This window comes from candidate division WOR-3 bacterium (assembly GCA_039802205.1).
Lineage (GTDB): Bacteria > Hydrothermota > Tepidihabitantia > SM23-42 > JAOAFX01 > JAOAFX01.
On record JBDRWD010000016.1, the window covers coordinates 1 to 26121 of the forward strand.

Sequence of the window (26121 nt, forward strand, 5' to 3'; positions counted from 1 at the left end):
TTTTCATCATGGCCTCCGCCATGATTTTAAAACAAATTGAAAAAGAATCAAGAGACAAATCCATTTTTATCACCCCCACCTTAATCCTCCCCCATCAAAGGGGGAGGAAAAAGTGAGGAGTACTCAGCTTGACAACCTGAATCCTCTCCATATTTTTTTAAATCTTGTGAGGGAATGATGAAACTCCTGGGCAAGATTTGTAAGGGTAATTAACGATTTAGCGTTGGATATTTTTGTAGGGCAAGCTTTAGCGATTTTCTCTCGGCTGGTAACCGGTAAAATGGTAGGCGCAGGCTTTAGCCTGTGGATAAATGTTTTTAAATCACATGTTATTTCGCACTTTATCACCCCACCTTTTTCTTCCCACATCAAAGGGGAGGAGAAAAACTTAGGAGTACTCAACTTGACAACCCGATTCCTCTCCAGCTTTTCAACATTTTAAAAGGTCACCCCTGAATGAAAAGAAACAAAATAACGGGTGAATTCCACCCCTTTCTTTGTTACATTGTAGTAATCGGCTGCTTTTTGCAAAAAGTGTGCATATTGTGAAAGTTTTATTCCATCTTAACTTAAAACCTTGACATCGCCATACTGAATGGATAGCATAAAATATGCGACTAAGAGAAATTGCTCGGATTGTTCACGGTAGATTGTATGGCGATGACATTGAAATCAAAAATATTCTACCTCCGGAAGAGGCTGACAGCAAAGCACTGACTTTTCTATTTAATGAAAAATTAAAAACCAAAGCCGGAGCGGTGATTGCCGAAGTGAGTATTCCAGGAAAGAATTGCGTGGTCGTAAAGGATTGCCGGAAGGCAATGTATCATCTTTTAAAAAAGATTACCAACACCCGTAAAAAACCTGGCCTTTCTCCGACTGCCTGCATTGAAGCCGGTGTTAAAATTGCTAAATCCAGCACCGTGGGCGAGCATGCTGTGATTAAAAAAGGGGCAAAGATTGGCCAGGGCAGCTATATTGGAAGCAATGTCTGGATCGATGAAAATGTAGTAATTGGTGATTTTTGCACCATCGAGCCCAATGTGGTTATCTACCGTAACACCCAGATTGGCGATTATGTCACCATCGGTGCCAATTCCGTGATCGGAAAAGAGGGTTTTGGCTATGTCCGATTCAAAAGATACCGACGCATACCCCATATTGGAAATGTCGTGATTGAAGATTATGTTGAGATCGGCAGCAATGTTTGTGTTGATCGAGGGACGCTTGGTAAAACCATAATTGGGTCAGGAACAAAGATTGACAATCTGGTTCATATCGCACACAATGTGCGTATCGGGAAAAATTGCCTCATCATGGGTCAGAGCGGCATTGCAGGGTCAACGCAGATCGGCGACAATGTGATAATCTGCGGCCAAAGTGGGATAAGTGACCACTTGGTAGTGGGCGATAATGTTGTAATCTATGCCAAAAGTGGAGTATTTTCCAATTTGGCAGCGCATAAGAAGTATTCAGGTATACCTGCCCGGGAACATTATGCAGTTCTGAAAGCCTTGGCCCGGCTGTATAAAGATATCTGATTATGAGAAAGAACTCCATAGAAGGCATGGGCCTTTTCGGCGGTAGGAGCCGATTGGAGTTCAGCTCTGGGAGGCGGTTAAAGATAAATATGTGGAATGATAACAGTTATGTTTCAATACCACTCAGTTTAGAAAACATCCAGGTGGAAAATCATACCCTTGTCATGGGCAAAAATTTGATGGTGGTGGAACATCTATTATCAGCCCTTAACGGCTTAGGTATTTTCAATATCCAAATCGATGTTTTTGGCAAGGAAGTTCCATTCTTTGATGGCTCAAGTCAGGAGTTTGTGAAGATATTAGCCCACTATCCTGAAAGTCCACCTCCACGGTTAAAAGTGAATACAAAGATTTTGGTAAAAGGAGAAAATTCATATATCCTATATGAGCCGATGGATGGGGATGTTTTGTTTGTGGAGATGGAACTGGAACATCCATATATCGGCACCCAAAAACTTGCCCTTACTATCAACCGGGAAAATTACATAAAAGAAATCGCACCAGCCCGGACATTCGTCTTTACCACTGAATCGGATCCGCGCTTAAAAAAACTACCGCCCTACGGTATTGGAATAACTGCCCAGGGCATTTATGCGCACGAACCCCTCCGCTTTGATGATGAACCGGTGCGGCATAAGATTCTCGATTTCTTAGGCGACCTTTATGTTTTGAAAAGAAAACTTACCGGACGTATAAAGGCAAAAAACACCTCCCATGCCCTCAACCTTCAATTCGTCAAGATGCTTGATCATAAATCGACCGAGTGCTGAAACCTCTACGAACGAGTCTTGTGGACCTTCCGCAACACAGAATAAAGGGTATAAACGATGATCACCCCGGCGAATAACCAGAACCAGTACGGAACATCATGTCCAAAGAGTGCCACATAGCAAAAGGGCGCGATTGTTGTACACCCCAGGACTATCCCGAATACCCGCACCTGATTAAAATTTTTATTCTTCAATCCTTTAATGATTTTGTAGATCGCCCACCAGAAAAAAGGTGCGCCACCGAAATAAATCACAGCGAATACCACAGGATTGACTCCGTAGTCCGTCTCGATTTTTATCAACCAGTTTTTTAGATATTCAAACAATTCTACTTTTCTTCGAGTTCATCAAAGATAATCAACTTTTCTTCAGTCATTTCTTTTATCGCAAATTCCGGACCCTCTCTTCCTAAACCGCTTCCTTTCATCCCACCATAAGGCATATTATCCACCCGGAAGGTTGGTATCTCATTGATCAGAACCCCTCCGGATTCAATCTCCTGAGCACATTGCAAAGCACGCGTTATGTCCCGGGTGAATATCCCGGTTTGTAATCCATATTTAGTATTATTCACCTTGGCGATAACTTCCTCCAAGGTTTTAAACTTGTTCACCGCGACCATCGGTGCGAAAGCCTCTTCTTGAATGATCTTTGCTTCTTCTGCCACATCAAAGATGATCGTGGGCAAGAAAATCGTCCCCTTCCTTGAACCCCCCAAAATCAAAATTCCTCTGTGTTTCTTGGCATCCTCAACAAACTCTTCAGCCTTTTTCAGTGCGGCTTCATCAATCATCGGACCCATTTCCGTATCTTCAAGGAGCGGATCGCCATATTTTATCTGTCCGACTTCCATGGATAATTCCCTCAAAAATTCATCCGCAATTTCTTCCTCCACATAGACCCGTTGGACTGAGATGCAGACCTGTCCGGCAAGGGTATAACCACCTTTACGAATCTTCTTTGCGACCAATTTCAATGGGGCATCTTTGAATACAACGACCGCGGAATTGGAACCCAATTCCATTGTGACTTTTTTCATCCCACAATTTGCCATGATCATTTCACCTACTTCCAGCGAACCAGTGAAACTTACTTTTCTTATCTGGGGTGCCCGGACCAATGCCATCCCCACCGTAGAACCCGGACCGACAAGCACTGAAATTCCCTTGTCGGGTAGCCCTGCGGTTACAAGGGCTTCAGCAAGCATCAATCCCGAAAGGGGAGTCTTGGTTGCTGGTTTGTGAATCACTGCATTTCCAGCCGCAATTGCTGGGCCAATCTTATGGCAGCTCAAATTTAAAGGAAAGTTAAATGGTGAAATAGCAAGGACGATACCTAAGGGTACCCGAAGGTAAAAACCCATTTTCTTTGTAGCACCGGTGAGGTCCATACGCACGGTTTCACCTTTTAAACTCAGGGCTGCAATACTGGAGAGACGAAGAGTATTTATCGCCCGATCTACCTCTATCCTTGCCTCATTTATTGTTTTTCCCACTTCCTGACATATGGTCCGCGCAAAATCTTCTCTTTTTTCCGCAATGATTTGAGCTGCCTTCTCCAAAATCCTTGCTCTCTCTCCTGCTGGCATATTTTTTAATATCCGGTATCCTTCCTGTGCAATCTCGATTGCCTCAGCAACATCCTTCTCGGTACTCAAACCTACTTCCTCAATCACCTGATTATTATAAGGATTGAGCACCGCTATCTTTTTTTCTTTGATGACTCTTTTTCCCTTTATAAACATAAGTCAATTATACCAACATTTCGGGTCTTGTAAAGTGTTCTATAACTTTTTCCGTGCCTCAGCCGGAATGGTGTTAATAATCAATAGTGCCAGGATTGTCAAGCAGATAATGATGACACCGGTGAGACGTAGAATAGCGAATGGTGCTAAGATTTTAGAAAGCAAACCAATCCCCAAGGCACAGAGCAGAAAGGTCAAATTGATGATAAATTCTTTTGTGGCAAAGATCCTACCGCGCACCGATTTCAGCACATCCTCCTGGAGGATCGTATCCTGAGCAATACCAACAAAGGAAAAAACCATACCCGAGATTAACGCAATCACATACATGGAAAGAGGATTTATAAAAAAAGGACCGAAGAGGAAAAATAATGAGAGCAATCCCATACTCCCAATTATGATCAATGGACGATTAAAACGCCGCCCCAGAAATCCCATCAGAATGCCTCCTAGCAGCATCCCGATACCGATTATCCCGCCTAGCCAGCCCACACCTGGTGTCCCCATATTGAATGTCTGCTGGATCAAATAGATTAGGACTGTATAGGCTATAGCCGCGGCAAAGGGTAACACGAATACCGAAATCATCACAAAAAGAACCACTCGGTCGCTAAGGAGAAGTTTGAAGAGTTCTTTCATATCTTGGAGAAAATACCTATAAGCCTCATTTAATTTCTTTTTCCAGTTGTGCTCTATGCGCACTGCCGGTTCAAATAATGCCCGGGCGCCCATGCCCAGAACCAACAATCCTGCGATAAGATGGGTGCTTGCATCTAAATAAAACCCCAGACGCCAGCCTACCCATTTAATCAAGTAACCACCCCCTACCATCCCCAGGAAGGTAGCAATTCGGGCGATGGTGATAATAAGAGAGTTTGCAGAAACGAGTTCATCATAATTCACCAAATCAGGAACTACCGCATTTTTTGCTGTATTATTAAATACATCCAGGGCAAAAAATGTAAAAACGAGGACCCATATCGGAATCAAGCTATGAAATAAAACAACAAAACTGGGTGTTAACATTATCAATATTGTCTGCATCAGATGACAACGAAACATTATCGTTTGCTTGTTCCAATGGTCCACAATCACTCCCACAAATGGTGCAAGAATTAATACAGGAAGAGAGAAAGTGACAGCAAATTCGCTGAAAGCGGAAATCTTTCCCGGATATTGGGTGCCGATTAAGGTGATGATGACCATATGGGTCAAGCGGTCGCCTAACTGAGATGTGCCGTTGGATAAAGCCAAAAAAAGGAGGCCCCTTTTTTTCAGGAGATTGATCATGGTGAAGTTTATTTAATATAGATAAAAAGTCAACGAAAAGCTTATTTATCCTTTCCGGAAGGCAATAATGCACTCGCTATATATTGACCTGGATCTGACCCCAGAGGGTTTTCAGGGTTATGAGAAATTCATCAAATATTGAGTCAAAAGATGATACAAAACTGTAAATACCCTTTTTCCCCAAAGTTACAATGACCATGCTATCTCCCAAAATTTCATCCGGAAGCTTAAATTCTCTATCATGCCAGAAGATAGAAATTCCGCCATCAATTTTTATCCGGTGCTCTGCGATTTGTATCTCCTTGATATGATAAGCCGGGGGTAGGGGAATGAATTCTTTGCGGCAATTCATCGTCCGCTGATCTGCGATCAAGTAGTCCACCTCAGTAATTTTTAAATTTGCCGCCCAATCCTTTTTGCTCTTACAGATCAATATCGTCTCGCCACCGGGCAGGGTAATCAGGGCATTATTAGCGGTCATCTTTATGGAATGGTCCGGAAAGATGGAAAATATTATCGCAACTATCCCCAGCCCGAATAGTGCCCATTTTCGTGTCTTTCGTACAAAAATAAAAAAGAAAAGAAGGAGGAAAAGGGGTGGGATGCTCAAACCTATCGAGGAAAAAGGGACTTGGGCAAAAAATCTCGCCAATTCTTTAAGCAGGAATATTGCCTGATTTGCAAAAAATGCAAAAATTGATATTGCAGATTTTGATATCAAAGAAGCGATAATCATCATGAATAATAGGTATACAACCACTGAAGCCAAAGGTACAATCAATACATTGGAAAGTATTGCCAAAGTGGGCAATCTTTGAAAATAATGTATCAAAAAGGGCGCAACAAAGAGCTGGGCAGAGAAGGAAGTAGCCATTGCTCCAAGAACTAATTTGAGCATTGAGGATTTGATCCCCTTCAGCAGATGCTCATTAAAATAGGGTAGTAGATATACGATACCATAAACGGCTGCAAATGAAAGTTGGGCACTGGGGTCAAAAAGGATGAGGGGATTTAATAATAAAAGAATTAAGGCACTCATATTAACCACATGCATAGTATCCACCTGGCGTTGCAAAAGTAAGCTGATACCAAGAAGAAATGCCATGAGCGAAGCCCTCAAAACATTGGGCCGAAAACCGGTGATACCCGCGTAAATCAATAAGCACGCCATTATTACCACAAATTTTATTCTTGGTGTTATCGGAAATGGCAAAAGCAACATCCCAAGAAAGGCAATGACAAATCCGATATGCAATCCGGATACGGCAAGAATGTGTAGCACCCCAGCCCGCACAAAGATATCTTTCTCTTTGGGACTCAGGCGGTGGCTCCCGCCCAGAATCAAACCCTGCGCCACCGGAATATTTTCTTGATCCAGGCCCCTGTGAATGGTCCTGATGATATGAGCATACACTTCATTAAATAACCGGCCCACGAAACTCAAAGAATAATCTTGGTTGATAATACTGCCCTTCAAAATAATCCTTTTGTGGGGTTTCTCTTTTAGTGAAATTCTCCCCTTGATTGTCACAGTCTTGCCTAAAAAATAATCCTGCTGATAGGTATAGTGCTCAGCGTCTAGGAAATAAGGAATAGTATCTTCGTCGACGATCACCCTTTTTATCTGCAATCTTAATTTTGTCACCTCACCGATTTGATCTTCTTCCAATACCACGCCCTGATAAATACCTTCTCGGTTCAAATTGCCATCCATCCCTGTTTTTTTATAGTGGGTGTTTACGCCTGCAAGAAGAAAAATAAAAAGGAAAAGGGCTTTTGGGGATAAAAACAACAAAATTGCGGCACTTAACAGCCCGATTATATAGCCAATTATCCCGGGATTGAATAGTGCTTCAAAGATTATACCAGCAACAACCGCCAGCAGGATTTTTATACCCAGCGCTTTAATTTATAATCCCTCCTAAGGATTTGGCTTCGGATATATGATCTCCAGCAGCCTGGGCTTGGCTTTGTTTATTTCAATACGTGCCACCCCTGGGTTGGAACCAGTGGGTTTTAAGCAGGCATAGATAAAATAATCCTCACCCACTGGTTGGATAATAAAGAATGCCCTCTGGGTCAACCAGATCAACTCAGTCTCCGCCCCGAGTTGGAGATTATTTTTTATCTCTTTTGATGTCAAGAGCAATGAGGATATCTCGGCATCATAAAGACTGACATCAAAGTTGGCTTCAATGATGTGCTGGGCTACGGAAATACCATCATATCCGACCAGACTGGTATAAAGACACCCCGGAATTTTTTCGGCAATTTTTCTTACCTCTTCACTTAACTCATCAGCCATAAGACCTCCTACACCCTCTCCAGGTACTCTCCGGTCTCGGTATCAATCTTTATCAGGTCACCTACTTCAATAAATGGTGGAACCTGACATTTGAAACCGCCTTCAAGAACTGCCGGTTTTGATTGTGCCTGGGCTGTGGCATCCTTAATATATGCCTGGGTTTCAATCACTTTTAAAACGACCGTCTTGGGAAGAATGACACCGAATGGCTTGCCTTCAAAAAATTGAACTTTTACCCTGGTATTGGGGGTTAATAATTTTGCGCTTTCACCAAGGAGTTCCTGGTCCAGCGGTATCTGTTCATAAGTCTCCAGGTCCATAAAATAATACTTCCCGTCATCGTAGTAGATATACTCCATCTCCTGTTCCTCAACATCCGCCTCTTCAACCCGGTCCGTTGAACGGAATCTTATCTCTTTTGATAAACCGGAGGTCAAACTCCGAATCTTACATACTACCATGCCCCGCCAGTTCCCAGGTGTGATATGGGTTACAGACAAAACCACAAATGGTTCATTTTCAAGTTTTATGAGCATACCTCTTCTCAATTGCGTTACCTGTATCATTTCACCTCCCATCTATAGATACTCTGGTCTTTCTGGTCGTCTATTATTATTCCCAATTCTTTCATCTTATTCCTTATTTCATCAGCTAGACTATAATGCTTATTCTGGCGTAATTGACTTCTCACATCCAATACCAGTTCAATAAGCTTGGGTATCAATGCATCTTCACTCCGATTTTTTTCTTCCCGGAACCCCAAAATCTTAAGATAATGGCGGACACTTTCGGCGATGTCCGGTTCATTGGTTTCGTAGCCCTTGCGGACTAAATCGAATATTATCCCCAGTGCCTTTGGGGTATTCAGATCGTCATTAAGTGCCTCCACGAATTCCTCAAGGGCTTGATATTTTACTCCGTTGCGTCGCTTGGGGAAGCGGATGAGAAAATTCTCTATCCGCGCATAGGCGGATTTTGCTTCGTCTAATCTTTCTTTAGCAAACTCTATCGGGCTCCGGTAATGGGTTTTTAATAAAAATAGCCGGATCACATTTGCGGAATAATCTTTGATAATATCTTCCATCAGAAAATATCTTCCTGTTGACTTTGACATCTTCTCCCCGGTGATGTTCACCATCCCGTTGTGTAGCCAGTAATGGACGAATTCTTTGCCGGTGGCACCTTCAGACTGTGCAATTTCATTCTCATGGTGTGGAAATATTAAATCCGCACCTCCGGTATGGATATCAAATGTCTCGCCCAGATAATGCATGGACATTGCTGAACATTCGATATGCCAGCCGGGCCGGCCTTTACCCCAAGGACTCACCCAGTAGGGCTCTTGAGGTTTTGCAGATTTCCATAAGGCAAAGTCTAATGGATCTTCTTTTAATTCGGTAGGTTCAATCCGTGCTCCCACCTCGAGTTCATCAATACTCTTTTTAGAAAGTTTCCCATAGCCTGGGAAATTGCGGACCCGGTAATAGACATCGCCTCCCTTCTCATAGGCCAATCCTTTATCGAAAAGACGCTGGATCAATTCAATGATCTCCTCAATATGCTGGGAAGCCCGCGGGTAGTGATGGGGTTTTAGAATATTCAAATAGTCGCAAATCTGGAGATATTTTTGGATATTCTCTTCGGCAATTATGCGCCAGTCCGAGTTCAATTCATACTGCCGGGCAATGATTTTATCATCCACATCCGTGAAGTTCTCAATTGATTTTACCTTATAGCCGAGGAATTCCAGCCAGCGGCGCAGAATATCACGGGTGATTGCGGCCCGAATATGGCCCACATGGGGTGGCCCCTGGACCGTCAAACCGCAGGAATAGATCCGCACCTGATCATCGATTGGTCTAAATTCCTCAAGTCGCTGGGAGAGGGTATTGTATAACTTTAAACCCATTTTACAAACTCCTGAGATAGGCACTTGCTGCAGCAATCCTCACTAAGGGATTTGAGGCGGAAAGCAATTCCGCAAAGAGTTTTAAATTCTCTTTTTTTTGATACTTCACTAAGGCATTTATTGCGCTGATCGAGACATTTATATATTCATCCCGGCATGCCTCCTTCAAGGGTTCGTAGAAATCAGGAAGTGGAAATTTTTCGATCGTTTCCACAGCCCGTGTCCGGACAAAAGGGTCTGGAGACTGAAGGGCGGAAATCAAAACTTCAACACCTGTTTTATCGTTCAACAAAAGCAAGGCCTCGGCTGCGGCGATGCGTAATTCATAAGGGGTATCAGTGAATAATTCTTTGATATATGGAATTGCCGATGTATCTTTCAATTCTCCGAGGGCAAGGAGTGCCTGGGACCAGATCTCAATGTTTGGATTTTTGTAATCCATTTCATTTTTTATAAAATTCTTCGCCTCCTTATTTCCCAACAATCCTAAGGTTTTTGCTGCGATGATCCGGACCAGGGGATCTGGATCCCTGAGTCCACCCACAATATTTTTAATATCTCTGAAATTACCCAATCCCTGGTAGGAGTATCTCCGAATCCTGGCAATCCGATCGTTAATACCCTGAAGGAGAACTTGATAATAGGCAGTATCATTACTCAATGTGATAAGATGGTAGGCCTCAGCTTTCACCAGTGGATCAGAATCACCGGTCAATTTAAGTATCAAAGGAGAAAATTGGTTTTCTTTTAAAGAATAAAGGGCAACCAGCGCCGCCACCCGGGCGTCTTTACTTTCACTCTTTAAAATTTTATAGATAACTTCGTATCCCTCTTTATCACCAACCTCAATCAGGGCTTTTGCCGCATTCACCTGGACTATTTCCGATTTATCTTTTATCCCTTCTCTCAAGATGGTTAGAGCCCGCTCCTTAGGCGGCACACCACAGCTGATAATCATTAGGAAAAGGACCGGCATCTTAGATAAAGTTTCACAGCGCATACAATTTATTATATTTAATTTGTAATCTATGTCAACCATTGAGCCTTTTTGTGAATATTCTTGCAAACTTGATTACAAAAAAAATCTGATTATAATCATCCCATGCGGTTAGACTTGAGCAAGAATGTCATTCTTGTCACCGGTGCCACCGGGGGGATTGGTTCAACGATCGTCAAATTTCTCGGCGCCGCCGGCGCTACGATTGCAATCCATTATCACAAAAATAGGAAAAAGGCACTCGCCCTTGCCCGTGAAGTCGGAAACAATTCAAAGATATTTTATGCCGACCTTTCGCAACCCGAAGAGTGCAGGAATTTGATTAAAGAAGTTTTGCAAGAATACGAACGGCTGGATACTTTGGTGAATAATGCCGGAATATATAAATCTTCACCACTCGACCGGAATATCAAAAGATGGTTACGGGACTGGGAAGAGACCATCGCCATTAATCTCACCTCTGTGGCTGTTTTATGCCGGGAAGCTGTGAAATACTTCCAAAAATCTGGTGGGGGTAGAATAATAAATATCGCTTCACGTGCGGCATTTCGTGGTGAGGATAAAGACCACTGGGCTTATGGTGCAGCAAAGGGCGGAGTCGTTACTTTAAGCCGAACGATCGCAAAAGAATACGGCAAAGATAATATCAAGTGTTTTGTCATCGCCCCAGGGTTTGTAAAAACTCGGATGATCAATGGGTATATAAAGAAATTTGGTTGCAAAAGGATAATTGAAAGCCTTGCTTTGAATCAACTAACCCGACCTGAGGATGTAGCACCTGCAGTGCTCTTCCTCGCCAGTGGCTTTATGGATCACGCCACTGGCTGCACTATTGATATCAATGCCGGGAGTTATCTGAGGTAAGGAATCAAAGGCCTGCATCGGGCGGATCGATCTAACAAATATCGAAAATCTGATTTCGCTATCACCACATTCTATTTGAGTTCTCTCCATTTTTTGTCAAATTATTTTTTATGTGCACTGGATTATTAGAGTAGCCGCACCCTTCAGGGTGCGAAGTACTTTGGGATTTAAAAAAATTTATCCGCAGGCTAAAGCCTGCGCCTACCATTTTATCGGTTACCACCCAAGAATTTCAGGTTGGCATTTTTTATTTATGCAAGGCTAGAGTCTTGCCTTACAAAAATTCCAACGCTAAATCATTGATTACCCTTACAAATCTTGCCCATGAGTTTATTGTTCTTTCACAAGATAATGGAGAGGACTCAGACATTTTACCTCTTGACGAAAAAGAATTTTTAGATATAATTCTTCCGTGGTTAAGATTTTGCAGCACATCGGAATAGATAACGATTGCCCAACTCGGGCAAAGGTCACTTCTTTAAATCTTAACCACAACCACCCCACATTCTCCTTTAACCACTACTGGTATTGGCACTTCCGGGCCCAATAAGGGTCATAATCCTTTTTGGTCCCGGAAGTGCCACATCTTTTTCCCTCATAGACAACCCTAAATTCTAAAAAAGCAAAAAAAATAGAATTTAAGCTTTATGACAGAAAAAGGAGGTACGATTGAAAAGATTGAAATTGGTCATCCCTAAGGGCAGCATCTTTGAGAATGTGGTGAGGCTCTTCTCTGATGCCGGCATTCAGATAAAAACCGATGAACGGATATATCGACCATTTGTGAATGACCCGGAAATCCAGATAAAAATATTAAGACCCCAAAATATTCCGGACCTGATTGAAATCGGAGCCCACGATGCTGGCTTCACCGGCAAAGATTGGGTGGTAGAATCGGCAGCAGAGGTTATTGAGGTGCTTGACTTAAAATTAGACCCGGTCCGGATTGTTGCAGCAATCCCCGAGGAAATGGATGTGAAGGTGTTACGCCGAAGAAAAATTATCGTCGCCTCCGAGTATGAAAGATTGACAAAAGAATTCCTGAGAAAAGAGGGATTTGAATATAAATTCCTCCGCACCTATGGGGCAACTGAAGTCTTCCCGCCCGAAGATGCTGATATGATCATTGATAATACCGCCACCGGCACGACGTTAAAGGAGCATAATTTAAAGATCTATAAAATACTCATGGATTCCACCACCCGGTTTATTGCATCCCGAAATGCCCTTAATGATCCCTGGAAGAAAAATAAAATTGAAGAATTGAAGATGCTCTTTCAGGCTGTCCTTGATGCGCGGGAACGGGTGATGTTGGAGATGAATGTGCCCAAGGAGAAGTTTGACCGGATTGTAAAAATTCTGCCTTGTATGCGCGCTCCCACTGTGGCGCCGTTATATGGTGAAAAAGGATTCGCAGTGAAAGTGGCAGTGCGGAAGAATGAGGTAATAAAACTCATTCCCCAATTAAAGAGACTCGGGGCAACTGACATATTGGAATACGAATTCCGAAAGGTGGTAGTATGATCAATCTCAAAAAAGTTATAATTAAGCTCCCCCCTTACGAAGTTCCGCAGGAGGCGTTGATAAAACTAAATCAGAACGAATCGCCTTATGATATACCCGAGGAATGCAAAAAAGAAATACTCGAGCAAATGGAAAGAGTCTCATGGAACCGTTATCCGCCTGAAGATCCCACGGATTTAATAAAGGCACTGGCTGATTATACACAGCATCCTCCAGAAGGGATTGTCATTGGTAACGGGTCTAATGAATTGATCCTTGCCAGTATGCTGGCAACCTGCAATAAGGGTGACAGTGTCACTGTGGTGCGACCAGGTTTTGCCCTCTATCCGTATCTTGCAAAAATTTTGCAGTTGAAATTGCGTGAAGTGCGACTAAGAAAGGATTTTTCATTCAATATTGGTCGGCTGTTGCGAAATGCACACCAGTCCAAGGTCTTATATCTTGCAACTCCCAACAATCCTACAGGAACGACGCTTGAGCTTGAACAAATAGCAAACCTTGCCAGTGTTAGACAGTGTATGATTGTAGTAGATGAAGCCTATTATGAATTCCATGGACAAACCGCTCAGCGTTTAACTCTTAAATACCCTAATCTTTTGATTCTACGAACTTTTTCCAAAGCCTTTGGCCTCGCTGGCATTCGGCTGGGCTATCTCCTTGCCCACCCAGATGTGGCAAAACAGATCGTTAAGGCAAAACTACCTTTTTCGGTTGGCACATTTCCGATTCTGGTCGCGAGTTGCTTATTACACCGGAAAAATTTGATTGATGAAACGGTAAGAATGATAATATCAGAACGTACATTCCTCTTTGAAGGGTTAAAAAATATCCCGGGGATCAAACCGATTCCCTCTCGTGCCAATTTTATCTTGTTCGTACTCCAGGGACTTTCTGCAGATATGGTCTTCCGAAGATTGTATGAAAAAGGAATATTGGTCCGCAAATTCAGTCATCCTGAGTTAAAAAATATGCTCCGGGTTACCGTGGGCAGGCATGATGAAAATAGCACTTTTTTAGCCGAATTAGGCAAAATCATTGGAGGGTTGAATGCGTAAATCCCAAATAAAAAGAAAGACTCGCGAAACCCAAATCGTTCTGAAGTTAACGATCGAGGGCAAAGGTCGGTATGATATCACTTCTCCGATTGGCTTTTTGACGCACATGCTGGAAACGATAAGTCAGCACAGTGGATTTGACATCATAGCCCAGATAAATGGTAATTCACATGTGGACCAACACCATATTGTAGAAGATACCGGCTTGTGTCTGGGGCTTGCCTTGAGCGAAGCACTGGGGAATAAAAAGGGGATCAGGCGTGCAGGCTTCTTTATCCATCCGATGGATGAAGCCTTGGCATTAGTGGCATTGGATCTTTCGGGCAGGAGTTTTTTAAGGTTTGCGGCAAATTTCCGTAATAAAAAGCTTGGCGATTTTGAAGTGGATACCACCGAAGACTTCTTTGCAGGCTTTGTAACCGGTTGTCCCTGTTCTCTCCATATTGAATTGCTCTCGGGAAGGTCTGACCACCATAAGATTGAAGCCATCTTTAAGGCATTCGCCCGGGCACTAAAGGGTGCATGTACAAAAGGAAACATCCGGGCAGTGCCCAGCACAAAGGGGATTTTATGATCGGAATCATTGATTATGGTGCGGGAAATCTGCACTCGGTTAAAAATGCCCTTGAGTATCTCGGATTCCCAACTCGTTTTATCAAAAAGCCTGGTGCTATCAAATCCGCTGATAGAATCATCCTCCCAGGGGTGGGTGCTTTCGGCTTCGCGGTTGAACGATTAAAAACTTCAGGACTCTTTGATGCCCTCAATGATTATCTCCTTGCCAACCGACCATTTCTGGGGATCTGTCTGGGAATGCAATTGTTGTTTGAGTCGAGCGAAGAGTCGCCGGGAGTAAAAGGCTTTGGTATCCTGCCGGGTCGCATCAAAAGATTTCAAAACTATAAAATCCCCCAGATCGGTTGGAACCGGGTTAAAGTGATAAGAAAATCAAATATCATCGATGCTGCCAGAGAAGAGCCTTTCTTCTACTTTCTCCATAGCTATTATGTTACAACTCACCGAAATGAATCGATTGTGGGCATTACTGAATACGGAATAGCGTATCCTTCAATCATCGCCAGCGGGAATATTTATGGAGTCCAGTTTCATCCCGAAAAGAGCGGTGAAGAAGGTTTAAGGCTATTAAAAAACTGGGTGATAAGATGCTGACCATAAGAATCATTCCCTGTCTCGATGTGGATAAAGGAAAAGTTGTGAAAGGAAGACAATTTATGGATTTAAAATACGCCGGAGATCCTGTAGACCTTGCTAAGTATTACAATGATCTTGGTGCCGATGAGTTAATCTTTCTTGATGTGACCGCCTCGGTTGAAAAGAGAAAAACGATGCTCAGGGTTGTAGAAAAGGTGGCAAAGAATGTATTCATACCATTCTGCGTCGGTGGTGGGATAAGAACTGTGGAGGATATGCGAAATCTACTCCATGCCGGAGCAGATAAGATTGCGATATGCACCGCCGCACTAAGAAACCCTGATTTGATAAAAATGGGCGCAGAATTATTCGGTTCCCAGTGTATCGTCGTTTCCATCGATGCCAAGAGGGCCAAAAAAACCTGGCATTGCTTTACCCATGGCGGCCGGATCGATTCCGGTTGGGACGCCATAAAATGGGCAAGGTTATGCGCACATCTTGGTGCCGGTGAAATTCTATTAAACTCTATAGATCGGGATGGTACCCAATTGGGCTATGATATTGAATTAACAAGGTCGATAAGTTCTCAGATAAAAATCCCGGTGATCGCCTCCGGAGGTGCGGGTAATTTGACCCAGATCTATCAGGTTATAAAATATGGCAAGGCTGATGCCGTGCTTCTCGCCTCGGCACTCCATTACAAAAAACTCACTATCCAGAGGATAAAAAGTTATTTAAAAAGAAAGGGGGTAAGTGTAAGATGGTGATTCCTTCGATTGATCTGATGGGTAAAAGAGTAGTTCAGTTAAGACAGGGGAAGAAAAAGATCCTTGAGTATGATGACCCTTTCTCCCTTGCGCGTAATTTCCACCGCTATAATGAGATTGCAATTATTGATCTGGATGCTGCCCTGGGAAGGGGAGAGAACATGGAACTCATTGAAGATTTGCTTAAGATTGCGGATTGCCGCGTGGGCGGTGGTATCCGGACGATAATGAAAGCAAAAAAACTTATTGCGCAGGGTGCCCACAAAATCATCATCGGGTCTCAGGTATTCAAAAATAGAGAAATAAATCATGAATTTCTTAATGAACTGAAAAAAGAAATTGGACCGGAACGAATAGTCATTGCCCTTGATACCTTTAAAAATGAAATTGTGATCAATGGGTGGCAAAAGAAAACAGGTATTCAGCTGTTTGATGTCTTAAAAGAATTGGAGGCATACACAAACGAATTCCTCTGTACTTTTGTAGAACGGGAAGGAACAATGGAAGGTATTGACCTGAACTCGATAAAAGAGCTGCGAAAAAGAACGGATAAAAAGATTGTGGTCGCGGGTGGTGTGGCGACGCTTGAGGAGATAAAGATCCTTGCCCGCCTGGAGATTGATGTGCAATTGGGCATGGCACTCTATACCGGTAAAATCTCCCTGACCGATGCCTTTATTGAATCATTGAATTGGAAAGAAGAACTCATACCCACCATTACTCAGGATACATCAGGGGCTGTTCTGATGCTCGCTTATTCCAATCGGGATTCCTTAAAAAAGACATTGGAGACGAATCGAATGTGGTATTTTTCAAGAAGCCGGCAGAAATTGTGGTTTAAGGGCGAAACCTCAGGGAATATCCAAGAATTGATTAAACTGAGGATGGACTGCGACCGGGATGCGCTGCTTGCTGTGGTCCGGCAACGAGGTTCTGCCTGTCATAACGGTGATTTTTCTTGTTTTAAAACCTGGAGGTATCATGAACAATAAAGGAGACACAAAAATATCTGAGGCGCTGAAAAAGGTGGTTGAGAATGTATCACTAAGCAGTGATGAGGCTTATGCGGTCGCTCTTGAAATCATGGATGGAGATGCTACACCGGCTCAACTTGGCGCCCTCATCACTGCCTTGAGGATGAAAGGCGAAACCGTAGAAGAAATCACGGGTTTCTGCCAGGCACTTCGCGCCAGGATGGTGGTATTAGAATGTCCAATTGAAAGACTGATTGATACCTGTGGAACGGGTGGCGACGCCACCCGGACATTCAACATCTCCACGACTGCAGCATTTATCGCGGCTGGTGCAGGCTGTTTTGTGGCAAAACATGGTAACCGTTCGGTCTCCAGCCTTTGTGGGAGTGCGGATTTGTTTACATCTTTAGCATTGGACCCAGAGATGGAATACCATCTTATCAAGAGATGCATTGAAAAAATTGGGATTGGTTTTCTTTACGCCCCGAAATTCCATCCGGCGATGAAGAATGTCGCTCAAACGAGACGCGAAATCGGTATCCGAACGATATTCAACATTCTCGGTCCACTCTGCAATCCCGCCCAAGTCAAATACCAGGTGATCGGCGTTTGTAAAAAAGAATTGCTTGATAAGATTGCCAAGGTCCTGGTAAATCTCGGGACCAAACATGCCCTTGTGGTTCATGGACAAGACGGAATGGATGAATTAACACTCACCACCGGCAGTTATGTATGGGAAGTAGTGGACCAGCAGATTGTGACCTATGAAGTCAACCCTGAAGACTTTGGCCTCAAAAAATGCTCGCTGGATGAGCTGCAGGTAAAAAATCTTCAGGATAATCGGGATGCCTTCTTAGAAGTTTTAAATGGTGCCTCTGGACCCAAGACCGATATTGCAATACTGAATGCCGCTGCTGCAATCTATGTTGCTGGAAAGTCAAAAACATTAAAAGAAGGTGTGGCCATAGCCCGGGAAGTTGTATATTCCGGGGCTGCATGGGATAAATTCAATGAATTAAGGACGTTTATCGATGGATATGTTAAGAAAGATAGTTGATCATACTAAAGAGACAATAGCCCTGCGGAAGCGGGTTAAACCCATAACAGAATTGACGATCACCAATTCTGAACATCCGCAGGACTTCAAAATTATCTTTAAAGAAGATACCATTGCCCTGATTGCCGAGATTAAAAAGGCATCGCCTTCACACGGAATCATCAAAAGAGATTTAGACCCGGTGCAACTCGGATTGATATACGAAACGTCAGGAGCCGAGGCGATATCAGTGGTAACCAATGAAGCATTCTTTGGGGGAAAGTGTGAATACATCACCGAATTGAAAAAGGTGTCAAAACTACCCTTGCTGCGCAAGGACTTTATTCTGGATGAGTATCAAATTTATGAAAGCCGTGCTGCAGGTGCGGATGGAGTGCTACTTATCGCCCGCATCCTCGATGAGCAAGAACTAAAAAGAATGGTAAAACTTGTCAAAAAATTGGGCATGACCCCCATTGTAGAAGTCCATAGTCGGGAAGACATTCATAAGGCATTAGCCACCGAGACGGAGATAATCGGCATCAATAATCGGAATCTGGATAATTTTCAAGTCGATATTGCTATATCGCTCTTCTTGAAACCCTACATCCCATCTGGATATTACATTTTAAGTGAGAGCGGGATAAAAAATAAAGAAGAGGTAAAGAAATTACAGGAGGCAGGTTTTGATGGTATCCTTGTGGGCACAGCAATTTTGATGGCTAACGATATCAAGAAAAAAATTGCGGAGTTAAAATGGAGAGATTGAAAAAACTGCGCAGAAGCATCAAAAATATTGATTGCCAATTACTGGATTTAATCAAAAAAAGGATGGAAATCAGTAAGGAAGTGGGTCGTTTGAAAAAACAGGCTGGCATTCCTTTGCGTGATTGGAGTGTGGAGAAAGATGTGATTGCGCATGCAATAAACTACGCCCAAAAGCAGAGATTGGATACCTCTTTCATCAAAAGTCTCATCACCAAGATAATTGAACATTCCAGATTCCAGCAGGAATGTCTCCATTATTCTGGCTACCGTGGAAAGAAAGAAAACATTCTGATCATCGGCGGCCTCGGTGCTATGGGCCGTTGGTTTGCCTATTTCTTTCAGAATCAAGGACATCATGTTGAAATCCAGGATATAAAACCATCCGGGCTAAAGGATTTTAAATATCACCAGGATATAAAGTCTGCCCTGAATAAAAAATCAATCGCCCTCATCGCCACACCCCTAAGTATCATCCCCACCATCATCCGGGAACTCATGGATTTGAACTACACGGGGATCATCGTGGATATTGCGAGTGTGAAAAGTCATATCCTTCCGGTAGTAAAAGAGGCAAAAGAAAATGGGTTGAAAATCACCAGTATCCACCCGATGTTTGGTCCTTCCTGTCATACCCTTAACGATAAAGTGATCTGTCTCTGTGATTGTGGCTGCCCTGAGGCGAACAAAAAGATTGTGGAATTCTTCCGTGACACCGCGGTCCAGCTTATCAGTCTTTCCTTTGAAGACCACGACCGCTTGATCGCTTATGTCTTGGGACTCTCCCATTTTGTGAACATCTTTTTCGTCAAAAATCTCCTGGATAGTGGTTACAGTTTTAAAGAATTGATGCGGGTCGCAAGCACCACTTTTAATGCCCAGATGACAACGAGCAAAAGTGTCATCAATGAAAATCCCGAACTCTATTTCGAAATCCAATTTCTCAATCCTTACCGTGAGGAATTATACAACCTTTTACAGAGAAGTCTCCAATTTTTGATCACACTCATCGAACAGAACAAAAAAGACGATTTTATCAAACTCTTTGTCCAAGGGAGAGGCTATCTTGATGAATACTAAGGTCAAAATCTGTGGCATTACTAATCTCAAAGATGCACTCCTTGCGGTAGAATCTGGAGCTGATGCACTTGGTTTCATCTTCGCTCCCTCGCCGCGCAGAATTACACCGAGACAGGCACGCCACATTATTAAACACTTGCCCCCCTTCATCAGTGCGGTAGGAGTTTTTATGGATACCCCTCTTCCGGTCCTCCGTCAGATCATTGAGATCAGCGGCATCGATACCATTCAACTCCACGGTCATGAACCACCAGAATATTGTTCCCAGATTAAAAAACTAAGGATAATCAAGCGCATAATGATCAATCCGGATTCCCAGATAAAAGAGTTAATCAAAGAAATGGCAAGGTACCGGGTATCTGCTTACCTCTTTGATCCCGGCGCCGGGAGCGGCAAAATTTTTGATTGGCAAATGATCAAAGGCTTACCAGGAAGGATAATCATCGCCGGAGGTTTAACCCCTGATAATGTCTGTGAGGCGATAGCATTGCTCAAACCTTACGGTGTGGATGTCTGTTCCGGGGTTGAGAATTCCATCGGTAAAAAGGATCCAGAAAAATTAAAGGCATTCATAAGGGAGGTGCGGAGATGTATTTAACAGGTGTGATCGGCTATCCCCTCAAAAATACGCTCTCGCCCCTTATCCATAATCAGGCATTTAAGGCCCTGGGCTTAGAAGGTAGTTATTACCCATTGGTTGTTCCCGAGGATGACTTCGGGCTGATTATCCACATACTGAAAAAACTACGCTTTTGCGGATTTAATCTTACCAATCCCTATAAAATTGAAATTCTTAAATATCTTGAAGGGATCAGCCCCCTCGCACAGGATATCGGCGCAGTAAATGTGGTTAAGATCAGGAATCATCAGATGTATGGATTTAATACGGATGTTTTGGGTTTTATCCAATCCATCAAAGCACATAGACTCAACCTCACCAGAAAAAAAATTCTCATCATCGGTGCCGGGGGTGTTGCTCGGGCTGTCGGGTATGCTGTAGCCCATGCAAGACCCGCGGCTTTATTTATCGCAAACCGGACAGAAGAAAAGGCATACGCCCTTGCCCAGCGTTATGGTGGGAAAACGATACCATTTGAAGCGGTTTCAGAGATAATAAAGGAGATAGATTTGGTGATAAATGCTACATCCGTGGATATCCAATCTTGGCTCATCTCTCATTTGAAAAAAGGAAGCATATTTTATGATACAAATTACTGCTTTCCAAGTATCCCAACAAAGCAGGTCAAAACCATTAATGGGTTGGAGATGCTGATCTATCAAGCTGCACACTCCTTCAGCATTTGGACGGGAAAAAGGCCTCCTTTAAAGGTGATGAAAGAGGCAATAAAGGGAGGACTAAATGATTAGAATTCTCACCGCGGGTGAATCCCATGGCCCAGGGATCTTGGTAATAATCGATGGGTTACCCGCTGGAATAAAAATGGATCTCAATTTTATAAATCATGAACTGAAGCGGCGCCGATCTGGCACGGGTCGGAGCAAACGGATGAAACAGGAAAAGGACAAGGTAGTGCTCCTGGCAGGAGTCCGTAGAGGCAGGACGATCGGGGCACCGATTGCGTTTTTTATAAAGAATGTGGACTATCGAAAGGAGGAATTTTCTGGGGGTTCCAGAATAACAAAGACGCTCATACCCCGACCCGGTCATGCTGACCTCCCGGGTCTTTTAAAGTTTGGTTTTGAAGATATCCAAGATGTTAGCGAACGGGCTTCAGCCCGGGAGACTGTAGCAAGGGTCGCGGCGGGCGCGGCATGCAAATTGTTCCTGAAGGAATTCAGGATTAAAATCGGTTCCCATGTCTTATCCATAGGTCCAGCAAAAGATAAAAGAGAAATAACAGGATTGATAAAGTATGCCCGGGAATTAGGTGATACGCTCGGCGGGGTAATTGAAATTTATGCGGATAATGTATGTCCAGGATTGGGAAGTTATACCCATTTTGATAAAAGACTTGATGGCCTCATTGGGATGGCAATGCTCTCCATCCCTTCGGTAAAAGGGATAGAGATCGGCGAAGCGATAAAAAGCACTCAATCCTTTGGTTCCGCGATCCATGATACCATCTTCTACAGCCGCCAAAAAGGATTTTACCGGAAAACAAATCACGCCGGTGGGATTGAAGGAGGAATGAGTAATGGTGAACGAATCGTGGTTAGGCTCTATGCAAAACCGATACCAACTCTCCAAAAACCACTAAATTCGGTTCATCTCCAGACCAAATATCCAACTCCTGCCCCTACCCCGCGGGCTGATGTCTGTGTGGTAGAGGCTATCGGTGTCATCGGCGAGGCAATGCTCGCTTATGTTCTCACCACTGTTCTGCTAGAGAAATTCGGAAGCGATGCACTTGCGGATATAAAAAGAGGTTATCAGGAATATCTGAAGCGGGTAAAAAATGGTTGAAAATATCGTCCTCATTGGATTCATGGGCACCGGTAAGGATACAATCGGACGGGTCCTTGCCGAGAAGTTGAATATGGGATTTCTCTCAACCGACCAGATGATTGAATTCTCCGAACAGCGCTCCATAAAAGAAATCTTTGCGCATAAGGGGGAAACCCATTTTCGAAAAATTGAGAAAAGAGTTATCAACCAGATTGCCGCGCTGAAAAATTGTATCATTGCAACCGGCGGCGGCGTAGTGCTCGATCCTGAAAATCGGCGGCGCTTAAAAAAGATGGGGATTGTAGTCCACCTCAGCACGAATCTCGATGTCTTAAAAAAAAGAATTGCTTCAAGTGGCAACCGCCCATTGATCAAAAAAGTCTCCGATATAAAAAAATTATACCAGGAGCGTCAGGGGATGTATGATTTTGCGGACATCAGAATTGAAACTACTGATAAAGAACCCGAAGTGGTGGTTCAAGAAATCATTGATAAGTTAAACCTGAAGAAATTGTTGCTCCCTTTCAAGGCAAAAAGAATATATGTGGAGGCCCGGAGCAGAAATTATCCGGTTTTGATCGGCTTTGATCTTCTAAATCATGTAGCTCTCTCCGGACGTCGAGCCTTAATAATCACCAATCCGCTCGTAGGTACCCTTTATCTGAATGAATTGCTCTCGCACCTGATCGCAAAAGGAAATCAGGTTGAGTATCTCATCATTCCGGATGGAGAAAGATATAAAAATCTCCAAACTGTCCGATTTATTTACAATCGTCTTTTCGCCCTGAATTTCACCCGTCAGGACTTTATAATCAGTCTTGGTGGGGGAGTGATCAATGATCTCGCTGGTTTTGTCGCCTCCACCTTCAAGCGGGGATGCCATCTCATCCACATCCCTACCACCCTTCTCGCCCAAATTGATGCAGCAATCGGTGGGAAGACCGGAATTAATTCCAGCTACGGTAAGAATATGTTGGGTACATTCTACCAGCCTGATCTCGTGCTATGCGACATCAAGAAACTATTGACCCTGCCCCAGCAGGAATTTCTCAATGGCATTGCCGAGGCGATCAAATACGGAGTAGTGTGTTCATTTGACCTTTTTCAGATACTACAAAATGAAATAGCATCAATCAAAAAACGTGATCCCCAAGTACTTTTTGAGATTGTTAAAAGATGTGTGGAGATTAAAGCCGCAATCGTCAAAAAAGACGAGACTGAGGAGAAAGACCTGAGGTTGATTTTAAACTTTGGTCATACGATCGGGCATATAGTCGAAGTGTTAACCAATTATAAAAGATATTCACACGGTGCAGCGGTGGCGATGGGAATGGTGGAGGAGATGCGAATGCTGAGTAGAAATAGAAAAGACCAGGCACGGGTCGTAAATCTCTTAAAAGCTTATAATCTGCCCAGCAGTCTTCCTGAGGGGCTGAAAAATAATATAAAAGATTTTATCCTTCAAGATAAAAAGGTTATCGGAGGATGTATAAAAATACCCGTGCTGATACGGATTGGGCAGGTAATGGTGAAGGAGGTATCATGCAAAAGATTTTGTTGATCCATGGTCCAAATTTAAATCTTTTGGGGAGGAGGGAACAAAAAATATATGGCAATCTTACTCTTGAGGCTATCAATCAGCGCATTATTGAATATGCCAAGAAAAGAAATGTGCAGGTTGATATCTACCAATCCAATTGTGAAGGAGAAATAGTAGAGTTGATTCATCGGGCAAAAGATTACGCGGGGTTGGTGATAAATCCTGGTGCTTATACCCATACCTCAGTGGCAATAAGGGACGCGATTGAGGCAATAAACATTCCGACTGTGGAAGTTCATATCAGCAATATCTATGCGCGGGAACCTTTCCGGCATAAAAGTCTGGTGGCACCGGTTTGTTCCGGTCAGATTACCGGACTCTCCTGGTATGGATATATCCTGGCATTGGAATATTTTATACAATCTGGGGGTGAATATGTATCGTCTACCTGATAAAAATGGTTATTTTGGAAAATTTGGAGGGCGCTTCATCCCTGAAACATTGATGCCCGCATTATTGGAAATCGAAGATGCCTATCGGCAGTTAAAAGAAGAAAAAAAATTTCAAGATGAACTTAATTCTTATCTACGCAATTATGCAGGCAGACCCACGCCGCTATACTTTGCGCACAATCTTTCCGAACGCCTAAACGGAGCAAAGATTTTCCTTAAGCGTGAGGATTTGCTCCATACCGGTGCCCATAAGATTAACAATACTCTGGCACAGGTGCTCCTCGCCAAAAAGATAGGCAAAAAGAGAATCATTGCCGAGACTGGTGCCGGGCAACATGGCGTGGCTACCGCCACCGCATGCGCGGCCTTGGGGCTTGAATGTGTCATTTATATGGGCAAAAAGGACATGAATAGACAGCAGACCAATGTGAAAAAGATGAAACTGCTCGGTGCTGAGGTGCGGATGGTTGATTCGGGAACCCAGACCCTAAAAGATGCGATTAATGAGGCATTGAGGGATTGGGTCACGAATGTGAACACGACATATTATTGTCTCGGCTCTGTCGTAGGTCCCCATCCCTATCCGATGATGATCCGAGATTTTCAATCGGTAATCGGCAGGGAAACAAAAAAACAAATCCTGGAAATAACCGGAAGATTGCCTCAATTGCTCGTGGCATGTGTGGGTGGGGGGAGCAATGCCATTGGTTTTTTTTATCCTTTTCTCGATACCAAGGTAAAAATGCTCGGAGTAGAAGCAGGCGGTTTAGGACTTCATACCCAAAAACATTCCTCCACGCTCTCCCGGGGACGCATTGGAGTTCTTCACGGTGCGATGAGTCTCGTCCTTCAAACCAATGATGGACAGATAATGCCTACCCATTCAATCGCTCCGGGTCTTGACTACCCCGGTGTTGGACCAGAGCATGCTTATCTTAAGACATGCGGTCGGGTGCAGTATACATATTGTAAAGATCAGGACGCTGTCCGGGCATTCAAAATACTTGCTGAAAGCGAAGGCATCATTCCCGCCCTCGAAAGTGCCCATGCATTAGCCATCGGTATGAAGGAGGCAAAAAAGATGGGGAAAGACAAAATTGTTATCATCAATCTCTCCGGACGGGGTGATAAAGACTTAGAATTGGTGGAGACAAGATTATGAGTAAAATTTCCGAAGTTTTTGAAAGTCTTTCAAAAAAGAATGAAGCAGCACTGATCACCTACCTCACCGCTGGTTATCCAACACTCGATGCTTCACTCAACTATATCAAAACCCTTGCCCAATACTCTGATATGATAGAAATCGGCGTTCCCTTCTCGGATCCGATCGCCGATGGTAAAACCATCCAATTCTCCTCGCAGATTGCCCTCAAAAGTGGTGTCAACCTTGTTGAAATACTCAAACGGGTTGCAGGACTTGATATCAAAAAACCCATCATCCTTTTATCTTATCTCAATCCCTTAATCGCCCTGGGGATTGAAGAATCTTTTCGTAAGATGCAAAAGGCAAGAATTGCAGGGTTGATCGTTCCTGACCTGGTCATTGAAGAGTCAGAATTGCTGAAGGAGTTGGCTTTAAAATATTCAATCGATCTAATCCACTTGGTCGCCCCTACCTCGGATAAAAAAAGGATAAAATTGATCGGCGAGGCCACGAAGGGGTTTATCTATTGCGTTTCGGTTACAGGCACAACTGGGGTAAGAAAAAAGCTACCCTATAAATTACTTTCATTTATAAGTTTGGTAAAATCAATTGTTCAAAAACCTGTGGCAGTTGGTTTTGGCATCTCGCATCCTGGTCAGATAAAAAAATTGAGTAAAGTCGCCGATGGGATAATAATCGGCAGCCGGATTATTGAAATCATAAGAAATCGCGAAGATTTAAATTTTCATCTTAAAAGATTTAAGCAGGCAACCATGCGTGGATGAGCAAAGATTGTTTTTATCAA

27 protein-coding genes are annotated in these 26121 nt (G+C 43.4%); 19 read left to right on the forward strand and 8 right to left on the reverse strand.

The window, feature by feature from the left end; genetic code table 11:
• Positions 1–611 precede the first annotated feature (611 nt).
• Positions 612–1541 (forward strand): UDP-3-O-(3-hydroxymyristoyl)glucosamine N-acyltransferase, encoded by a 930-nt coding sequence (gene lpxD, locus ABIL39_05115; GenBank protein MEO0165499.1) that lies wholly within the window; start codon positions 612–614, stop codon positions 1539–1541.
• Between the two features lie 2 nt (positions 1542–1543).
• Entirely contained in the window at positions 1544–2311 is a 768-nt protein-coding gene (locus ABIL39_05120; protein MEO0165500.1) for a UDP-3-O-acyl-N-acetylglucosamine deacetylase, read from the forward strand.
• A 5-nt stretch (positions 2312–2316) separates the two neighbouring features.
• On the opposite strand, the gene ABIL39_05125 is transcribed toward ABIL39_05120, so the two are convergent.
• The 8 genes from ABIL39_05125 to ABIL39_05160 all read right to left on the reverse strand — a co-directional run bounded on the left by ABIL39_05125 (position 2317) and on the right by ABIL39_05160 (position 10559).
• Entirely contained in the window at positions 2317–2613 is a 297-nt protein-coding gene (locus tag ABIL39_05125) for a hypothetical protein (GenBank protein MEO0165501.1), read from the reverse strand.
• Positions 2614–2639: 26 nt separating this feature from the next.
• Positions 2640–4055, reverse strand: a complete 1416-nt coding sequence (locus ABIL39_05130; GenBank protein ID MEO0165502.1) for an aldehyde dehydrogenase family protein — start codon at positions 4053–4055, stop codon at positions 2640–2642.
• 39 nt (positions 4056–4094) lie between these two features.
• Positions 4095–5345, reverse strand: coding sequence for an MFS transporter (locus ABIL39_05135; protein MEO0165503.1), 1251 nt, complete (start codon positions 5343–5345; stop codon positions 4095–4097).
• Positions 5346–5421: 76 nt separating this feature from the next.
• Positions 5422–7059 carry a ComEC/Rec2 family competence protein gene (locus tag ABIL39_05140; GenBank protein MEO0165504.1) on the reverse strand — a complete coding sequence of 546 codons (1638 nt, stop codon included), beginning with the start codon at positions 7057–7059 and terminating at the stop codon, positions 5422–5424.
• A 207-nt stretch (positions 7060–7266) separates the two neighbouring features.
• The gene (locus ABIL39_05145; GenBank protein ID MEO0165505.1) at positions 7267–7650 is read right to left on the reverse strand and encodes a hypothetical protein; all 384 of its coding nucleotides are present in this window, start codon (positions 7648–7650) and stop codon (positions 7267–7269) included.
• Positions 7651–7658: 8 nt separating this feature from the next.
• Entirely contained in the window at positions 7659–8216 is a 558-nt protein-coding gene (efp, locus tag ABIL39_05150; GenBank protein ID MEO0165506.1) for an elongation factor P, read from the reverse strand.
• Positions 8213–9559 (reverse strand): cysteine--tRNA ligase, encoded by a 1347-nt coding sequence (gene cysS, locus ABIL39_05155; protein MEO0165507.1) that lies wholly within the window; start codon positions 9557–9559, stop codon positions 8213–8215. The genes efp and cysS overlap by 4 nt, the downstream gene beginning before the upstream one ends.
• A 1-nt stretch (position 9560) precedes the next feature.
• Positions 9561–10559 carry a HEAT repeat domain-containing protein gene (locus ABIL39_05160; protein ID MEO0165508.1) on the reverse strand — a complete coding sequence of 333 codons (999 nt, stop codon included), beginning with the start codon at positions 10557–10559 and terminating at the stop codon, positions 9561–9563.
• Between the two features lie 102 nt (positions 10560–10661).
• On the opposite strand from ABIL39_05160, the gene ABIL39_05165 reads away from it, so the two are divergent.
• From ABIL39_05165 to trpA, 17 genes are all read left to right on the forward strand, one after another.
• Positions 10662–11420 carry an SDR family oxidoreductase gene (locus ABIL39_05165; GenBank protein MEO0165509.1) on the forward strand — a complete coding sequence of 253 codons (759 nt, stop codon included), beginning with the start codon at positions 10662–10664 and terminating at the stop codon, positions 11418–11420.
• A 669-nt stretch (positions 11421–12089) separates the two neighbouring features.
• A complete protein-coding gene (gene hisG, locus ABIL39_05170; protein ID MEO0165510.1) occupies positions 12090–12944 on the forward strand; it encodes an ATP phosphoribosyltransferase in 855 nt (284 codons plus the stop codon).
• The gene (gene hisC / locus ABIL39_05175) at positions 12941–13999 is read left to right on the forward strand and encodes a histidinol-phosphate transaminase (protein MEO0165511.1); all 1059 of its coding nucleotides are present in this window, start codon (positions 12941–12943) and stop codon (positions 13997–13999) included. The genes hisG and hisC overlap by 4 nt, the downstream gene beginning before the upstream one ends.
• The gene (gene hisB / locus ABIL39_05180) at positions 13992–14573 is read left to right on the forward strand and encodes an imidazoleglycerol-phosphate dehydratase HisB (GenBank protein MEO0165512.1); all 582 of its coding nucleotides are present in this window, start codon (positions 13992–13994) and stop codon (positions 14571–14573) included. Before hisC ends, hisB begins: the two co-directional genes overlap by 8 nt.
• Entirely contained in the window at positions 14570–15169 is a 600-nt protein-coding gene (gene hisH, locus ABIL39_05185; GenBank protein ID MEO0165513.1) for an imidazole glycerol phosphate synthase subunit HisH, read from the forward strand. Before hisB ends, hisH begins: the two co-directional genes overlap by 4 nt.
• Entirely contained in the window at positions 15163–15918 is a 756-nt protein-coding gene (hisF, locus tag ABIL39_05190) for an imidazole glycerol phosphate synthase subunit HisF (protein MEO0165514.1), read from the forward strand. The genes hisH and hisF overlap by 7 nt, the downstream gene beginning before the upstream one ends.
• On the forward strand, positions 15912–16910 hold the full coding sequence (gene hisI, locus ABIL39_05195; protein ID MEO0165515.1) for a phosphoribosyl-AMP cyclohydrolase: 999 nt from the start codon (positions 15912–15914) through the stop codon (positions 16908–16910). The genes hisF and hisI overlap by 7 nt, the downstream gene beginning before the upstream one ends.
• Positions 16900–17949, forward strand: a complete 1050-nt coding sequence (gene trpD, locus ABIL39_05200; protein ID MEO0165516.1) for an anthranilate phosphoribosyltransferase — start codon at positions 16900–16902, stop codon at positions 17947–17949. The genes hisI and trpD overlap by 11 nt, the downstream gene beginning before the upstream one ends.
• Positions 17930–18697 (forward strand): indole-3-glycerol phosphate synthase TrpC, encoded by a 768-nt coding sequence (trpC, locus tag ABIL39_05205; GenBank protein MEO0165517.1) that lies wholly within the window; start codon positions 17930–17932, stop codon positions 18695–18697. The genes trpD and trpC overlap by 20 nt, the downstream gene beginning before the upstream one ends.
• A complete protein-coding gene (locus tag ABIL39_05210; protein MEO0165518.1) occupies positions 18685–19773 on the forward strand; it encodes a chorismate mutase in 1089 nt (362 codons plus the stop codon). The genes trpC and ABIL39_05210 overlap by 13 nt, the downstream gene beginning before the upstream one ends.
• Positions 19763–20371 carry a phosphoribosylanthranilate isomerase gene (locus ABIL39_05215; GenBank protein ID MEO0165519.1) on the forward strand — a complete coding sequence of 203 codons (609 nt, stop codon included), beginning with the start codon at positions 19763–19765 and terminating at the stop codon, positions 20369–20371. Before ABIL39_05210 ends, ABIL39_05215 begins: the two co-directional genes overlap by 11 nt.
• Positions 20362–21141, forward strand: a complete 780-nt coding sequence (aroE, locus tag ABIL39_05220; protein ID MEO0165520.1) for a shikimate dehydrogenase — start codon at positions 20362–20364, stop codon at positions 21139–21141. Before ABIL39_05215 ends, aroE begins: the two co-directional genes overlap by 10 nt.
• Complete coding sequence (locus tag ABIL39_05225; GenBank protein ID MEO0165521.1) at positions 21134–22198, forward strand: chorismate synthase; 1065 nt, start codon at positions 21134–21136, stop codon at positions 22196–22198. The genes aroE and ABIL39_05225 overlap by 8 nt, the downstream gene beginning before the upstream one ends.
• Positions 22191–23741 carry a 3-dehydroquinate synthase gene (gene aroB, locus ABIL39_05230; protein MEO0165522.1) on the forward strand — a complete coding sequence of 517 codons (1551 nt, stop codon included), beginning with the start codon at positions 22191–22193 and terminating at the stop codon, positions 23739–23741. Before ABIL39_05225 ends, aroB begins: the two co-directional genes overlap by 8 nt.
• Complete coding sequence (gene aroQ / locus ABIL39_05235; GenBank protein ID MEO0165523.1) at positions 23723–24172, forward strand: type II 3-dehydroquinate dehydratase; 450 nt, start codon at positions 23723–23725, stop codon at positions 24170–24172. Before aroB ends, aroQ begins: the two co-directional genes overlap by 19 nt.
• A complete protein-coding gene (trpB, locus tag ABIL39_05240; protein ID MEO0165524.1) occupies positions 24156–25334 on the forward strand; it encodes a tryptophan synthase subunit beta in 1179 nt (392 codons plus the stop codon). The genes aroQ and trpB overlap by 17 nt, the downstream gene beginning before the upstream one ends.
• The gene (trpA, locus tag ABIL39_05245) at positions 25331–26101 is read left to right on the forward strand and encodes a tryptophan synthase subunit alpha (GenBank protein ID MEO0165525.1); all 771 of its coding nucleotides are present in this window, start codon (positions 25331–25333) and stop codon (positions 26099–26101) included. Before trpB ends, trpA begins: the two co-directional genes overlap by 4 nt.
• The last annotated feature ends 20 nt before the right edge of the window (positions 26102–26121 follow it).